The following is a 15,865-nucleotide window of genomic DNA, read 5'->3' as shown; positions in this document are numbered from 1 at the left end:
CGGTCGCCGCCCGGGACTCCCGCCGACTCCCGTATCTCTCGCATCTGACTCCCGCAGACTCCCGCCATGAACGTCCCCCGACTCCCGCACGTTTCGATCCCGCAGTCCCGCCGCGAGTTCCTCGCCCGCAGCGGCGCCGGGTTCGGGGCGACCGCCCTGTCCGGGCTGTTGGCGGACTCCGCACTGTCCGCGGAGAGCCGGTCGAAGGTGGCGGAATCGTTCCAGCACCACGCCCCGACGGCGAAGTCGGTCATCTTCCTGTTCATGGAGGGCGGGCCGAGCCACATGGACACCTTCGACCCCAAGCCGGAGTTGAACCGCCTCGACGGCCAGCCGTTGCCGGAGAGCTTCGGCACGGTCGCCCTGGCGATGGGCGAGGCGAACGCCCCGCTGATGGCCAGCCAGCGGAAGTGGAAGCAGCACGGCGAGGCCGGCACCTGGGTCTCCGACTGGCTGCCGGAGATCGCGACCTGCGTGGACGACATCGCCGTCCTGCGGAGCTGTCACACCGACGGCGTGAACCACAGCGCCGGCGTCTGCCAGATGAACACCTGCAGCCCGCTGGGCGGTCGGCCGAGCCTCGGCAGCTGGGTCAGCTACGGCCTGGGCACCGAGAACAAGGACCTGCCGGCGTTCGTCGTGATGCAGGACGGCGGCAGCAGCGTGGTCAACGGCCCGCGGAACTGGAGCGCCGGCTTCATGCCCGCCTCCTACCAGGGCGTGCGGTTGAAGGAGGTCGGCGACCCGGTGCCGAACCTCTCCACGCCGGAGGCCGTCGGCCGGCTCCGGCAGGAAGGGAAGCTCGATTTGCTCAGCAAGTTGAACAGGAACTTCGCCGCCGCCCACCCGGAGCAGTCGGAGTTGGACGCCCGGATCGACAGCTACGAACTCGCCTTCCGCATGCAGGCCGAAGCCCCCGGGGCCGTGGACCTCGCCCAGGAGACCGCCGAGACCCGCGCCCTCTACGGGATGGACGACAAGGAGACCGAATCCTTCGGCCGACTCTGCCTGCTCTCCCGCCGGTTGGCGGAGCGGGGCGTGCGGTTCATTCAGCTCTACCACGGCCCCGGCTCCCGCTGGGACGCCCACAGCGGCATCGAGGGGAACCACTCCAAGCTCTGCAAGAGCATGGACAAGCCCGTCGCCGGCCTGCTGAAGGACCTGAAGCGCCGCGGCCTGCTGGACGAAACGCTGGTCGTCTGGGGCGGCGAGTTCGGCCGCACCCCGATGAGCGAGCAGGGCAACGGCCGCGACCACAACCCGACCGGCTTCACGATGTGGATGGCCGGCGGCGGCGTGAAGGGCGGCCAGACGCTCGGCTCCACCGACGAACTCGGCCTGCGGGCCGTCGAGGACCGGCTGCACGTCCACGACCTGCACGCCAGCATCCTGCACCTGCTCGGCCTGGACCGGCTCGACCTGACCTACGAATACAAGGGCCGCCCCGAACGCCCGACGATCAACGAGGGTAAGTTCTTCCAGAAGCTCGTCGGCTGAGCCTCACGCCTCGGGATCGACCGACGGCTCGTCGGCGTTGGGATCGCTGGAGCTGCGGTCGATCTCCGGATCGTTCGGTTCGCCGGGGCCGGGCTGGCCGGGAACCTCTGGGGTCGGTTGCGGTTCGGCCCGCTCGTAGCGGACGGAGCCCCACTTGCCGGCTTTGGCGCTGAACAGGCCGAAGGCTCGTTCGGACGCGACGCGGACGTAGTTGCCGCCGACCGCCGGCCCGTCGATGCGCTCGTCCGCGTCCAGCGGGTGCAGGCCGCCGGAGCCGGTCAAGCCGCTGTAGGCGTACACGCCGTCGGCCGTGCGAATCGCGGCGACGTGGGAACCGACGATCGGCGTGGCGGTCGCCCGCTCGCCGATCGGGTGCGAGCCCCATTCGCCGGAGGCCCCGCCGAAGGCGTAAACGGAGCCGCCGGTCACGAACATCACCACCCCCTGACCGACAACCGGCTGCACGTTGCCGCGGTCCGCCTCCGGCACGGCCACGGGCAGCGGCACCAGGTCGCCGACGGCGGCGGACCATCCCCAGATCTGCGAGCCGTCCGGCGAGATCAGCACGCCGGCGCCCTGTCCGTGCAGAAACGTTTCGCCCGTCGGCGATCCCGCGGGGGCCATCCTCCCGCCGAAGCCGAAACCCCCGCCGCCGAAGCCGAACCCGCCGCCCGGCGGATGCGGTTCGATAATCACCTCCACCCCCGGCGGCTGGGGAGCGAACGCGGGGGCGACGAGCAGGGCGGCGGCGAGGGCGAACATCGGAGAGGTCCGAGCGGGGGGGGGGACTCCTTTGAGGATACCGATGCGACGCCTGCCGCGGGGCGCCCGATAGCCCGCTCCGTTCGTTACGCTGGGCCGCCCGCCCTCTGTCCTCAGGTCTCGCTCATGCATCGCCGCGAACTGTTCGGAGCCGCCGCCGCTCTCGCTCTGCCGGGGGGGCTGGGCTGGGCCGCCGAAGGAGAACCGGCGGCGGCGGGGACGCTGCACGAACCGGCCCGCAGCGTGCCGATCGCGGGGTATTCGGACGTGCTGGTCTGCGGCGGGGGGCCGGCAGGGGTGGCGGCGGCGATCTCTGCGGCCCGAGCCGGGGCCCGCGTGCGGTTGCTGGAACTGCACGGCTGCCTGGGCGGCGTCTGGACCAGCGGGATGCTGTCGTACGTCATCGACGCCGGCAAACCGGGCTTCAACAACGAACTGCTCGCCCGGCTGGAGCGGCTCGACGCCCAGCGGGCCAACGCCCGGCAGTCATCCCTCCGCAACTACCTCTACGACGTGGAGGCGATGAAGTTCACGCTGGAGGACCTCTGTGCCGCCCTCGGCATCGAGGTCCAACTGCACACCCGGGTCGCCGGCGTGGCGAAGGAGGGCCGCCAGGTCGTTGGGGCCTTCACGGAGTCCAAGAGCGGCCGGCAGGCCTGGACGGCGGACGCCTTCATCGACGCCACCGGCGACGGCGACTTCGCCGCGCTCGCCGGCTGCCGCTGGGAACTGGGCGAGGCCCGGTCCTCGGAGGCGCTGGGCGAGGGCTGTCCCTGTCAGCCGATGTCGCTGATGGGCGTCCTCAGCGGGGAGCCGGAGACGCTGGCCTCCTTCAACACCTCCCTCGGCTCCGACCGCAAGGAGGCACTGCTGGCTGAACTGAAGCGGGCCGGAATCACGCCGAGCTACACCAAGCCGACGCTGTGGCACCTCGGCGGGCCGGTCGCCGCGGTGATGCTAAACCACGAATACGGCGTGGACCCCACCGACGCCGCGGCCGTTACCGCCGCCACGTTCAACGCCCGGCGGGAGCTGTTCCAACTGGCGAACGCCCTGCGGTCGCTGGGCGGCGGCTGGGCGGAGACGCGGCTGGTGACCACCGCGGAGCAGATCGGCGTCCGCGACGGCCGCCGCATCCGCGGGCGTTACGAGGTCGACGTGAAGGACGTGAAATCGGGCGTGCGGCACGACGACGCCGTCTGCCGCTCCGGCTTCTGCGTGGACGTGCACGCCACGACGAAGGAGCAGGGGGACAAATCCGCCTACGGCTCGGCTGGCGTGAAGGCGAAGCCGTTCGACATCCCTCTGCGGGCGCTGGTGGCGGCGGACGTGGACGGCCTGCTGACCGCCGGCCGCTGCCTGAGCGGCGACTTCTTCGCCCACGCCAGCTACCGGGTGACCGGCAACGCCGTGGCGACCGGCGAGGCCGCGGGCGTCGCCGCGGCGGTCGCCTCGAAGCGGAGCGTGATGCCGCATGATGTGCGGTGGGAGGACGTCGCCGCCCCGCTGGCCGCCGTGCGGGACGAAGCCGAAGCGTTGGCCGCCGGCTGACCCGGCACCGGGGGAGAAAGCCGCCGCCGCGTCAGTCCGCCGACTGGCGGGCGGTCCCGCCTGCCGCCAACTCGGCGACGGTGCGGAGCAGGACCTCCGCCTCGAACGGCTTGGCGAGGTAGGCGTCGCAGCCGACCGCGGCGCAGCGTTCGCGGTCGTCGGCCATCGCCCCGGCGGTCAGGGCGACGATCGGCGCGGTGCAGCCCGCGGCCCGCAGCTCGGCGGCGGCTCCGAAGCCGTCCAGCCGGGGCATCTGCATGTCCAGCAGAATCACGTCGAACGCCTCCGGATCCGCCGTCCAGGCCTCCACCGCCGCTCGCCCGTCCTCGGTCTCCGTCACCTCGTGGGCGGCGGCGGTCAGCAGGCGGGTCGTGAGTTTTCGAAGCGCGCGGGTGTCCTCCGCCAACAGCACCCGCACCGGCGTGCCGGCGCGGGGCAGGGGCGCCGACGCCTCCCGGAACGCTCGATCCGGCCCGGCGCCGGCGGGAAGTGCGTGGGGAACCCGCTCCCGCGTCGCCCCGCCGGCCACTTCGTCCGCCGCTTCGTCTGCCGCGGCGTTCGAGGCCCCGCCCACGGGGAACTCGCCGGTCTCCTGGCCGACCGGTTCGACGAACTCGCCGTCAGCGTTCTCCCCGGCGGCGACGGTGAGGGTGAAGGTCGACCCGGCCCCCGGTTCGCTCTCGACCCGCACGTCGCCGCCGAGCATCTCCGCCAACCGTTTGGTGATCGCCAGCCCCAACCCGGTGCCGCCGGCCCGCCGGGTCGCTTCCGCGTCCACCTGCCCGAACGGCCGGAACAGCCCGGCGAGTTGCTCCGCGGTCATGCCCACGCCGGTGTCCGACACGTCAAATCGCACCCGCGGCGGCCGGGACTCGGGCGTCCGCGGTCAGGTCGGCCGGGGCGTCGGGCAGGAAGCGAACCTCCATCCGTACGCGGCCGCGATCGGTGAACTTGATCGCGTTGGAGAGCAGATTCAGCAGGCATTGCCGCAGACGGACCGCGTCCGTCATGACGAACCGCGGGACCGGGCCGAGGTACCGGACCTCCAGCTTCAACCCGCGGTCGAGCGCCTGCACGTTCATCAGCGAGCGCACCTCCTCGAGCAGCGGCACCAGTTCGACGGGGCGCCGGTCGATCTCCAGCTTGCCCGCCTCCACCTTGGAGAGGTCCAGCAAATCGTTCAGCAGGGTGAGCAGATGATTGCCGTTGGCGCGAATCTGCCGGGCCATGTCGCGGCGGTCCGGATTCTCCAGCGCCCGGGCGAGCAGGTCCGCGTAGCCCAGCACCGCGGTCAGCGGGGTGCGGAGTTCATGGCTCATGGCGGCGAGAAACTGCGTCTTGGCGACGTTGGCCGCCTCGGCGGCCTCGCGGGCGGTGCGTTCGGCGGCCTCGGCCCGGCGCCGCTCCGCGATCTCCGCCTCCAGCGAGTCCGCCAGCTTCGCCCGGCCCGGCAGGTGCAGGATCGCCGGGAGCGCCAGCAGCAACGCCGCCACGGTCGCCCAGGAGACCGCCGCCGTGAGGGCCTTCATCAGTCCGGACAGCCGGTACAGCGGCTCCCAGAAGATGAACGCGTCCAGCGCGTGCGTGGCCCCGCAGGCGAGGATGAACGCCGCGAACAGCCCGCCGAGCCAGTGGAACGGCACGTCGTTCCGCTTGCTGCCCAGATAAATCAGCAACAGCGGAATGGAGGTGTAGGCCGCGGCGATCAGCGAGTCGCCCACGACGTGCAGCCACCCCACCCAGGGCTCCGCCTCCCATCCGGTCCCGCAACGCCAGCGCGGGGGGAACCCGTCCGTTCCGAAGAGCCAGTTCATGCCGCGGGCGCCCGTGCCGGTGGTCGTCGGCGACCGCCTCCGGGATCTGTGAGACGAGAGGCCCGGCGCGCGACTCCGGGCCTTTTTCGCCCCAGCCTCGGGACGCTGCATGCATCGTTGACGCGGGCAGCAAGAAGGGGCAAGCCTGTGCAGCACGATTCTCCCCCGCGAATGCCGACCGCCGGCGTCCGCGGCCGGGGCGCCTCCGCGGGGGCGGACGGGCGACGTGGCCTCCGAACCGAAACCGGAGCGATGCGAACCGCGTCCTCGGCGATCCGAAGCGGGACCGGACAAACCGAACCGAGACCGCCGGAGCCGAACCGGGGCCGGGGCGAACCAGGCTGCGACGGGGAGATTGGGGCCGCGGCCGGGATATACTCTCGCCCGCGCCTTCCCCCGTTCGCCGCAGGCCTGTGCCCGAGACCGTCGAAAATCGCTGGATCTGGCCGTTCGAGTTGCTCGAACGGATCGGGCAGGGGGGGATGGGCGAGGTCTGGAAGGCCCGCTTCGTCAAAAACGACCGCATCGTGGCGGTCAAACTGCTCCCCTCGGACGTCACCGACGAGACTGTACTCGCCCGGTTCGAGCGGGAAGTCGGCCTGCTGCGGGACATGCGGCACCCGCACATCGTCCACACGTTCGGCGGGATGACCGACGGGGACAAAGGCCCGGGCAAGTCGCCCAACCGACGCTTCTATGCGATGGAGTACCTGACCGGGGGCACCCTGCAGGATCTGCTGGAACGCGACGGCCGGCTCGGGCCGGAGACGGTCGTGCAGTACGCCAAGCAGATCTGCGCCGCGCTGGCGTTCGCCCATGATCGCGGCGTGATTCACCGGGACCTCAAGCCGGGCAACTTCCTGCTGGCCGAGGACGGCACGCTGAAGCTGGCGGACTTCGGCCTCGCCGCGGTGCGGGAGGGAAACAAACTCACCGCGGAGGGCCGCACGATGGGCACCTTCCGCTACATGGCGCCGGAGCAGATTCGCGGCCGTCCCCCGGCCTGTCCGCAGACGGACCTGTACGCCCTGGGCGTGGTGCTATTCGAACTGCTGACCGGCGTGCCGCCCTTCGCCGGGGAAACGCCCGCCGAAACTCTTCAGATGCACCTGAAACGGCCGGCCCCGCGGGTCATCTCCCGGGAGCCGCACTGTCCTCCCGGGCTAGACGCGCTGGTGGCGGACCTGATGGAGAAACGCATCGAGGATCGCCCGGCGACCGCGACGGCGGTGGGCGAACGGCTGAACGCGCTGGACGAACGCGTCGCCCTGCGGCAGCGGACGCCGACGATGACGATGGACGTCCCCTCGCTCCGCGACCGGGAACGCCAGATCTCCGACGACGACCTGACGATTCCGCCCCCGCCCCGCCGGGTCGCGGCGCCGACGCCCTGGGTCAAGTGGACCGCCGCGGGGGCGTTGGCCCTCTGCGGTCTGCTGCTCCCGGCCGCGGCCCGCTGGCAGACCGACAGCGCCGCCCTGGACCGGGCCGAGGCCCGCTGGATCGAACGCCTGGAAAGCGGCGACCCGCTCCAGCGCGTCGACGCCGCCGCCACCCTGGGCCAACTGGGCGAGGACGGCTCCGCGAACTACGACGCGCTTCTTGAGGCGTTGGAGAGCGACGACCTGACGGTTCGGGCCGCCGCGGCGCAGGCCCTCGTCGCCTTTCCCTCCCAGCGGGGCGAGCTGGATTCGATCCTCAACCGGGTGCAGAAGGAGGATCTGGAGGAACGCGTGCGGCAGGCGGCCCAGAGCACGCGGAGGACCCTGCAACAGGAGCCCGAACCGGTCGGCGGCCGCGGCTCCACGCTGTGGGCCTGGGCGGCCTCCCTCGGCCTGCTGCTCGCCGCCGGCTTCGTCGCCTTCAAGACCTGAGCCCGTCCGGGCGAATCCGCACTCGGCACGCCCGTCGCTATTCTGCCGCCGACCGTCGTTCCCGTTCGTTCGCCCCGCTCATGCCCGCCGCCCGCATAATTCCCTGTCTCGACGTCCACGGCGGGCGGGTGGTGAAGGGGGTGAACTTCGTCAACCTGCGCGACGCCGGCGACCCGGTCGACGTCGCCCGCCGCTACGAGCAGGACGGCGCCGACGAACTGGTCTTCCTCGACATCACCGCCAGTCACGAGGGCCGCGGCACAATCCTGGACGTGGTCCGCCGCACCGCCGACGAGGTCCACATGCCGCTGACCGTCGGCGGGGGCGTCCGCACTTGCGACGACGTGCGGGCCCTGCTGAACGCCGGGGCGGACAAGGTGAGCGTCAACAGCGCCGCTGTCCGCGACCGGGATTTCATCAGCGAAGCCTCCAAACGCTTCGGGGCCCAGTGCATCGTGGTGAACATCGACCCGCGCAGGGTTGCTTGGAGAGGGGGGAGGAGTGAGGAGGGAGGGGGGGAAACGTTCGATTGGCCGAACCGCTTGCGGACGATCGAACGCCCCGCTCCGACGCAGCCGGGCTTCCGGAAGCGGTGGGCGGAGAGCTGTCTCCTCCCCCCTCACTCCTCCCCCCTCCCCACCTGCGCCTGGGACGTCCACATCAACGGCGGTCGTCTGCCGACCGGACTGGACGCGGTCGCCTGGGCGATCGAGATGGCCGACCGCGGCGCCGGCGAGATCGTGCTGACCAGCATGGACGCCGACGGCACCCAAACCGGCTACGACCTGGAGATCACCGAGGCGGTCAGCCGGGCGGTGGGCATCCCCGTCGTCGCCAGCGGCGGCGCCGGCTCCCCGGACGACCTGTACGACGCCCTCACCGACGGCCACGCCGACGCCGTCCTCGCCGCCAGCATCTTCCACGACGGCACCCACCCCGTCCCCGACTGCAAACGGGCGCTGGCGAAGCGGGGGGTCAACGTGCGGTTGGTTGAGGCGGCGTGATGCAGGAACACGGTCGCCTGGTGCGGTGGATGGTCGATCCGGACGTGCTCCCGCCCGACGACCCGTTACCCGCCGCCGTCGCGGCCGCGGGCGGCACGCTGACGGAGTGTGACTCGACCGATCCCGAAGCGCTGAACCGCGTTGCCGGGGGCGGACCGGTCGTGTTCCGCGGTTCGGTGGAGGCCGCCGCGGCGTGGACTGCGGCCGGCGCCCCGGCCGGGGTGTGGGCGAACTTTCCAGCACTCCGATTCGAGGTTTACTCCCGACCGCTGGGGCCGTGGCTGCTCAACGCGGAGCCGGTGCGGCTCGCACTCGCGGAGCTGATCGACCGTCGGGAGGCTGTATTGGATGCGGTCGGGGCGGGGGGAGAGGTCTTCGTTCGACCGGACGCCGCGTCGAAACCGTTCGGCGGGACGCTGCTGCGGGCCGCGACCTGGCAGGCCGACGTCGAGCGGCTCGCGTTCTACGACGTGCCGCCCTCCGAGCCGGTGCTGGCGTGTCGGCCGCGGAGGGTGGAGCGAGAGTGGCGGGCGGTGATCGCCGCGGGAGCGGTCGTTGCCGGGTGCCTCTACCGCGACCCGGCCGGACCGCGCGTTGAACCGGAGTTGCCGGCGGCGGTGCGACGGCTGGCGAACGCCGCGGCCGCGACCGGCTACGCGCCGGATCCGCTGTGGTGTCTGGATCTGTGCGAAAGCGAGGGCAGTCTGTTCGTGTTGGAGGTCGGAGCGTTCGCCTGCGCAAGTCTGTACGGGTGCGACCGCGGGGTGATCGTCGCCGCGGCCTATGCCGCCGTCACGGCCTGAGCGGCAGGGGCGGGCGAGGCAGGGGAGAATAGACTGACGCTGGCGGCCGGATGTCGCCGCCGGACATTGCCGCCTCGCAGAGCCTGTGCCCATGCTTTGGACGACCCGTCGCTTCGCCCTCGCCGCGCTTGCTGCACTCTCCGTCCTCCCGTGCGTCGCGCCGGCCGTCGCTCAGACGCCCCGGGACGGGAGCGATCCCGCTGCCGAGACGACGTCCGATCGCGGACCGACCTTCGCCCCCCTGCGTCAGGTCGAACGGCTGGACCGCGGGTTGGTCGCGATTCCTCAAGACGGCGGCGGCGCCTTTCTCAGTTGGCGGATGTTGGGCCGCGATCCGGAGGCGGTTCGCTTCCGCCTGTCTCGCACGACCGGCGACGGGCCGGAGACGGTCCTCCACGACGAACCGCTGCGAGACACCTGGTTCGTCGACGAGGATTGGGACTCGGCCGCAGAGACGATCTGGCGGGTGGAGGCCGTGGGGCCGGGGTTGGAGGGGGACCTCGGCGGGACGTTCCGTCGGCCGGCGGGGGCGGCGCTGCGGCCGTACCTCAGCGTGCCCCTCGAACGGCCGGGGGACGGGGTCGATCGAAACGGCCGACCGTTCGGCTACACGGCGAACGATGCCGCGGTCGCGGATCTGGACGGCGACGGCGACTACGAGATCGTGCTGCGGTGGGAGCCGACGAACACCCGCGGCGGCGGAGGCGGCGCCCGGCCCGGCGGGACCGGGCCGGTGCTGATCGACGCCCTCACCCTCGACGGCGAACGCCTGTGGCGGATCGATCTGGGGCCGAACGTCGCCGCCTCCGCCCACATCATGCAGATGACGGCCTACGACCTCGACGGCGACGACCGCGGCGAAGTCGTGTTGAAAACCGCCGACGGGACAGTCGACGGCCGGGGGGAAGTTCTCGGCGACCCGACCGCCGACCACCGCGGCCGGGACGGTGCGATCCTCCGCGGGCCGGAGTTCCTGACGGTCTTCGACGGTCGCACCGGGGCGGCCCTCGCTTCGACGTTCTTCGTCCCGCAACGCCACCCGGAGACCGACAGCCCCGCCGGCGATCAGATCTGGGACGTGTGGGGCGACGACTACGGGAACCGGATGGACCGCTTCTCCGCCTGCGTCGCCTATCTGGACGGGGAGCGCCCGCACCTCGTCACCGGCCGCGGGTACTACAGCGGTCGCGGCGGCCGCGGCGGGCGGACCTGTCTGGCCGCCTGGCGGTGGCGGGACGGGCGGCTGGAGCACGTCTGGACCTTCGACACCCTCGGCCGCCCGGACCTCGCCGGGTACGTGGGGCAGGGCAATCATCAGGTCTCCGTCGCCGATCTGGACGGCGACGGCCGCGACGAGATCGTCCTCGGCGCCTGCGCGATCGACGACGACGGGACCGGCCTCTACACCACCGGCCTGGGCCACGGTGACGCCCTGCACGTGACCGATATGGACCCGGGCCGCCCGGGGCTGGAGGTGTTCGACATTCACGAGGGCGAAGGCCACGACGCCGGCATGGAGTTCCGGGCCGCGGACGGCTCGGCGATCTGGAAGAAGTTCCCCCGCCGGGACGTCGGCCGCGGCGTCGCCTTCGACGTCGACCCCGCCTCCCCCGGCTTCGAGTTCTGGAGCTCCGGCGGCCCGGGCGTGTACGACGTCCACGGCGACATGATTCATCCCCGCAAACCTCGCTGGACGAACATGGGCCTCTGGTGGGACGGCGATCTCACCCGCGAACTGCTGAACGGCACGATCGTCGACAAATGGGACCCCGAAACCGGCGACGAGATCCGGCTGGTGACGGGCTATCGGGAGCCGTACGACGGCGCCGCCAACAACGGGACGAAGGCCAACCCCTGCCTGGCCGCGGACGTGCTGGGCGATTGGCGGGAGGAGCTGATCCTGCGCTCGCGGGACAGCAGCCGGTTGATGATTTTCGTCAGCACGATCCCCACTCCGCATCGCCTGCGGACGTTGATGCACGATCCGCACTATCGGGTGTCGGTGGACTGGCAGAACGTCGGCTACAACCAGTCCGCCCACACGGGCTTCTACCTCGGCCCCGGCATGCCGCTGCCCCAGCCGCCGTTTGCGGTGCGGTACGTCCGCTGAAGGCGGTCGGGACGTTCGTCGCCCTACTCCCCACAGTGACTATGAGCGAAGCGCCGCGCGAACTCGCGGAGCCGCCGAAACGGGGCGACCGCCCCGCGTTCCGCATCGGCGGCCGGTTCGCCACCGTTCCGGGGACCGGCCGGTGGGGCGACCGCCAAAACGCTTACGAACTCCAGTTTCAATCTGCGGCGGACGGAACGGCGGTCGTCCGCTGCGTTGGCGAGCCCTGGTTCGACCGCCGCACGGCAACGCTCATTCCTTGCGTGGCGGGTGTCGACGCGGCAGGCGACGACGAGTTCCCCCGCCCGCCGAACGCCGAACAGGTGAAGCAGGCGTTGACGGTGGAGGTGGAGGGACGGGACGTCGGCCGGCTTTTTCGCTTCGGGGCGTTCGCTGGCGACAGGCTCTGGTACGCCGATGACTCGGGGGTCAGTCCGTTGAAAGGTTGCGTTTGGCAGGCGCCCGGTGGGTGGACGCGATGGACCAACCCGACAGCGTGGCTGCATCAATCGTTCGGGCGAACGACGGTTGTGCCAGACTCATTCGAAACCACTCCGCAAGTCGTTCTGGCGGCGGCGTATTTCGACTGGATCACCCAGCACCGTGCTTAACGCGGCGTCACCTCACGGCTCCTCGCCCGGCAGGCCGGGTAGGGCGCTGCCGTGTTTCAGCAGTGCCCAGCGGACCACCGCGGCGGTCTGGGCGCGGGTGGAGTCGCGGAGGTAGTCGCCGGTCACGGGGATCGCCAGGTGCGGGGTGAGGGCGCACACCTTGCGGGGCTCGCCCACGCCTTCCTGCCGGTGGCCGGGGCGGATCACGTTCCCGCTGATCCAGACCGCCCGCACCTCGGCCGCCTCCGCCCGCCAGCTCACGCCGAACGGACCAACATGCCAGCGGGAAACGATTTCCGCCGGCGGCGGGGGCTGGAACGGGTCCGCCCCGACCGGCGTGCCGATCGTCACCGTCACCCGCCCCAGCCCGGCCCACACGCCGTAGATCAGCGGGACGACCGTGAACAGCGCCGCCGGCGCCGCGGCGAGGCCCAGTTGGAACCACAAGGGCAATCCGCCCATCAACCCGGCCGCCCCCAGGCAGCCGAGCGTCAGCGTGCCGACCACGCCGAAGCCGATCAGCACCATCCCCGTCGCCAGCCGGTCCCCCCAGCGTTCGTAGGCCGGCGTGCGAATCACCGTGCGAGTTCCGACCTCGTCCTTCTCCTCCGTCACCCGCAGGCGGCCTCGGCGGACGTCGTTCCGCAGGGCCTCCGGGCTCATGGAGCGCCGTACCGGCCAGCCGCCCTGGAGCACGGCCCGCACCTCGGGGGCGAAGGTCGCCCGGATCACCACCGCCGGCGCCGTGGGCGAGAGCAGCCGGGCGTTGAGCAGATCGAGCAACCGCCGCTCCTCCTCCGGGGGCAGGGCGGCGGCGACGGTACGGCCGGGGCCGCCGGCGAACGCCCGCACCGTCCGCACCGCCCCGCCGGGCCACCACCACGCCCCGCGGCGGCGGGCGGTGGCGTGGTCGGTCGGGCCGCGGCGGTCGCGGGTGATGCGGGCCTTCTTCTCAACCCACGGCAACGCCCAGCGGGTGCGGACGACCAGCGAGGAGTCGTCCACGAGGATCAGCGTCCGCGTGAAGGCCCGCTTCGCCCAAGCCCACAGGAAGGGCGCCGCGACCGCCAGCCCGCCGGCGCTCATCAGGGCCAGACCGACGATCGCCCGGCCATTCCAGGCGTTGGGGTTCTGAGTCCAAACGGCCACGACGAGGCTCAGCACGAACCCGTTGAGCACCACCGCGAACACCCCCGCCCGGGCCGTCCGCAGCGGCCCGGCGGCGGCCACGGCGACGATCAGCCGCCCGCCGCCGTCACGATCCTCCCCCGAACCGGCGCCGACGCCGGTTCCGTCCTCGACGACGGCGACCCGTTCCCCGCCGATCAACGGTCTTCTTCGCGGCGGGAGATCGAAAGCGACACGGCCGGGCGGGGCGGGCGGGCGACGGACGGGACCGATTGTACCGCCCCGCGGCGGCGGGATCCGCGGACGCGTCGACGCGGCGCCCTCGCGGGCCGGCCGTCGCCCCTCGTTTGCGCCGATGGGCGGCGGTAAACTGCGGACCCGTCGCCCGTGCCCCTCGGCCGCCCCGGCTCCTTCCGTCCCGGCCCCTTCGGCCCGCTTCCCCGTCGCCCCGACCGCGAGACCCGACCTGTGCTAGCCCGCGAGTGGACCGAATCGACCTTCAAGCAGGGCGCCCCGCTGGAGATTGACCGCATTTTTAAAGCGGCCATCAAGTTGAAGGCCAGCGACATTCACCTGCAGGTCGGTCGCCCCCCGGTGTTGCGCATCCGGGGCACGCTGCGGGAACTCGATCAGCCGCCCATCACGGAGGAGGGCATGATCGACCTGCTGTTCCCGATGATGGACCAGCGGAACCTCGATATTTTCCACCGGGACGGCGGGGCGGACTTCGCCAAGATCATGGACTTGGACGGGGACAGTTGGCGCTTCCGCGTGAACCTGCTCACCCAGATGGGCAAAACCGGCATGGTCGCCCGGCGGATCGAGCGATTCATTCCCGACTTCAATAATCTGAACCTTCCCCCGGTAATGGAGAGCCTTTGCAAGTTCGACCAGGGCATGGTCCTGCTGGCGGGCGTCACCGGGTCCGGTAAATCGACGACGATCGCGTCGATGTTGAACTGGGTGAACCACAATATGCGGAAGCATATTCTGACGATCGAAGACCCGATCGAATATATTTACGAGGCGGAGAAGTGCCTGATTAATCAGCGGGAGATCGGGCAGGACGTGATCGACTTCGAGGTCGCCATGAAGCACGCGGTGCGGGAAGACCCGGACATCATGCTGGTGGGCGAGTTGCGCGACCGCGAGACCTTCGAGACCGCCATTCACGCCGCGGAAACCGGCCACCTTGTGTTCGGCACGATCCACGCCAGCACGGCGCCGTCGACCATCGGCCGTATTCTCGACCTGTTCCCGCAGGACATGCACGCGGCGATCCGCAGTTCGATGGTCTTCAATATGAAGGCCATCGTCGCCCAGAAACTGCTGCCCACGATTCTCGAAGGCGAAGACGCCCCGAAGCGGGTGCCGATCGTGGAAATTATGACCTTCAACCCCACGGTGCGGAAACTCATCATGGAGGAGAAGGACGAGAAGTTGGCCCAGGCCATCAGCCTCGGCAAGCAGGAGGGCATGCAGAAATTCAACGACTCCCTGCAATATTTCGTGGAGAAGGACTTTATCTCCCGGGCCGTCGCCTTCGAGGTCAGCCCGAACGCCGAGGAACTCAAGATGGCTCTGAAGGGCATCAACGTGAAGGGCTCCTCGATCCTGTGAGCCGCCGCCCGCATCTCGCCGGCCGCCGGCAGAATGCGGCCCCCGAATGCGGACCAATGGGTCACGGCGCCCGGCGGCCGAGTGACGGGGGGACCGGACGCGGCTAGTCTGACCTCGCTCGCCGCATACGCTCCGATATGTGACCTCTCCCCGGACTGCCGTGACGCCTGATTCGAACGCCCCGGCCACGCCCGTCGCCGGCACGGCCCCTGGGGCGTTCGCCCCCCGCCCCCCCGGGGCGAACGGGCCGCCCCCGGCGGGCGCCGACCGACGCGGGCTGCCCGACTGGGCCCGGTTGCCGATCTTCGTGGTCGCCGCCCTCGTCGCGGCGTCGCTCTCCCTGCTGTCGGCGCGGCAGATTCAGTACGAAATGTACGTGCGGACGCCCGTCTACATCGCTCCCCGCGACGCGACGGACGAGCAGCGGCAGCTGGAACTCGAATCGATCCGCCGCCGGATCCGGTGGATGGACTGCTCGGCGTTGGCGGCGGCGGCAGCGTTGACGGCCGGCCTGCTGGGGGCCGCCGGCGGCCTGTGCCGTGCGCCCGCCGGTGCGGCGGCCGCGTCGTCCCGCGGTCGCCGCACGCTCCGCGGGGCGGGGGCGGGGCTGGGGTTGGGCGCCGCCGCCGGGGTGCTCGCCGCACTCGTGACGCTGGAAATCCTCGTTTCCGACGCCGTCTCCGGCTGGGGGGGGGCCGTCGGCGACCGACAACTGTTCCCGGCGATGTTCGCCTACGCCTTCCAACTGGGCCTGATCGGGGCCGCCGCCGGGATCGCGGTGCGGTTCTCGCTCGGAAAGGCGCCGAAGTGGTCGTTGGCCGGGGCGATGGGCGGTCCGACGCTGGCGGGCGTTGCGGCGGGGGTCGTCTCCGGGATGCTGATGCCGATCGTCGGCGTGGTGCTGGGCAGCGTGACGGCGAACACCTTCGACGCCCGCGGCCTCCACCGGCCGGTGCCGCTGGGCCGCTGGGAGCAGGGGCTGATGTTCTTCGGCTTCGGAGCGCTGCTGGCCCTCGCGCTGGCCCGCGTCAGCGGACGCACGGTCAACGCTCCCGCCGCCGCCCCCGCCGTCCCGTGACGATCGAACGAAC

General features: G+C 71.4%; 13 protein-coding genes. 9 read left to right on the top strand and 4 right to left on the bottom strand.

Features of this window, described 5'->3' with window-relative positions:
• Positions 1 to 66 precede the first annotated feature (66 nt).
• Positions 67 to 1,497 carry a DUF1501 domain-containing protein gene (locus tag CA12_RS21605; RefSeq protein WP_145361181.1) on the top strand — a complete coding sequence of 477 codons (1,431 nt, stop codon included), beginning with the start codon at positions 67 to 69 and terminating at the stop codon, positions 1,495 to 1,497.
• Positions 1,498 to 1,500: 3 nt separating this feature from the next.
• On the opposite strand, the gene CA12_RS21600 is transcribed toward CA12_RS21605, so the two are convergent.
• On the bottom strand, positions 1,501 to 2,259 hold the full coding sequence (locus CA12_RS21600; RefSeq protein ID WP_145361180.1) for a hypothetical protein: 759 nt from the start codon (positions 2,257 to 2,259) through the stop codon (positions 1,501 to 1,503).
• Positions 2,260 to 2,385: 126 nt separating this feature from the next.
• On the opposite strand from CA12_RS21600, the gene CA12_RS21595 reads away from it, so the two are divergent.
• A complete protein-coding gene (locus CA12_RS21595) occupies positions 2,386 to 3,810 on the top strand; it encodes an FAD-dependent oxidoreductase (protein ID WP_145361179.1) in 1,425 nt (474 codons plus the stop codon).
• A 31-nt stretch (positions 3,811 to 3,841) separates the two neighbouring features.
• On the opposite strand, the gene CA12_RS21590 is transcribed toward CA12_RS21595, so the two are convergent.
• Both CA12_RS21590 and CA12_RS21585 read right to left on the bottom strand, forming a co-directional pair.
• Positions 3,842 to 4,654, bottom strand: coding sequence for a response regulator (locus tag CA12_RS21590; RefSeq protein WP_145361178.1), 813 nt, complete (start codon positions 4,652 to 4,654; stop codon positions 3,842 to 3,844).
• Between the two features lies 1 nt (position 4,655).
• Positions 4,656 to 5,624, bottom strand: coding sequence for a sensor histidine kinase (locus CA12_RS21585; protein WP_165700918.1), 969 nt, complete (start codon positions 5,622 to 5,624; stop codon positions 4,656 to 4,658).
• A gap of 413 nt (positions 5,625 to 6,037) precedes the next feature.
• On the opposite strand from CA12_RS21585, the gene CA12_RS21580 reads away from it, so the two are divergent.
• The 5 genes from CA12_RS21580 (at position 6,038) to CA12_RS21560 (ending at position 12,026) form a co-directional block, all read left to right on the top strand.
• Positions 6,038 to 7,498 (top strand): serine/threonine-protein kinase, encoded by a 1,461-nt coding sequence (locus CA12_RS21580; RefSeq protein ID WP_145361176.1) that lies wholly within the window; start codon positions 6,038 to 6,040, stop codon positions 7,496 to 7,498.
• A gap of 80 nt (positions 7,499 to 7,578) precedes the next feature.
• Positions 7,579 to 8,502: an imidazole glycerol phosphate synthase subunit HisF gene (gene hisF, locus CA12_RS21575; RefSeq protein ID WP_145361175.1), complete on the top strand. Its 924-nt coding sequence runs from the start codon at positions 7,579 to 7,581 to the stop codon at positions 8,500 to 8,502.
• A complete protein-coding gene (locus CA12_RS21570) occupies positions 8,502 to 9,305 on the top strand; it encodes an ATP-grasp domain-containing protein (RefSeq protein ID WP_242688245.1) in 804 nt (267 codons plus the stop codon). Before hisF ends, CA12_RS21570 begins: the two co-directional genes overlap by 1 nt.
• 91 nt (positions 9,306 to 9,396) lie before the next feature.
• Complete coding sequence (locus CA12_RS21565) at positions 9,397 to 11,415, top strand: rhamnogalacturonan lyase (protein WP_165700917.1); 2,019 nt, start codon at positions 9,397 to 9,399, stop codon at positions 11,413 to 11,415.
• Between the two features lie 41 nt (positions 11,416 to 11,456).
• A complete protein-coding gene (locus CA12_RS21560) occupies positions 11,457 to 12,026 on the top strand; it encodes a hypothetical protein (RefSeq protein WP_145361173.1) in 570 nt (189 codons plus the stop codon).
• 12 nt (positions 12,027 to 12,038) lie between these two features.
• Here CA12_RS21560 and CA12_RS21555 read toward each other — a convergent pair whose 3' ends face one another.
• Positions 12,039 to 13,355 carry a hypothetical protein gene (locus tag CA12_RS21555; RefSeq protein WP_145361172.1) on the bottom strand — a complete coding sequence of 439 codons (1,317 nt, stop codon included), beginning with the start codon at positions 13,353 to 13,355 and terminating at the stop codon, positions 12,039 to 12,041.
• 267 nt (positions 13,356 to 13,622) lie between these two features.
• Here CA12_RS21555 and CA12_RS21550 point away from each other — a divergent pair, with 267 nt between their 5' ends.
• Entirely contained in the window at positions 13,623 to 14,774 is a 1,152-nt protein-coding gene (locus CA12_RS21550) for a type IV pilus twitching motility protein PilT (protein ID WP_145361171.1), read from the top strand.
• Between the two features lie 160 nt (positions 14,775 to 14,934).
• On the top strand, positions 14,935 to 15,852 hold the full coding sequence (locus tag CA12_RS21545) for a hypothetical protein (RefSeq protein ID WP_145361170.1): 918 nt from the start codon (positions 14,935 to 14,937) through the stop codon (positions 15,850 to 15,852).
• Positions 15,853 to 15,865 lie beyond the last annotated feature (13 nt).

It is taken from the genome of Alienimonas californiensis (assembly GCF_007743815.1).
Classification (GTDB): Bacteria; Planctomycetota; Planctomycetia; order Planctomycetales; family Planctomycetaceae; genus Alienimonas; species Alienimonas californiensis.
This window is presented reverse-complemented; position numbering and strand designations above follow the sequence as displayed.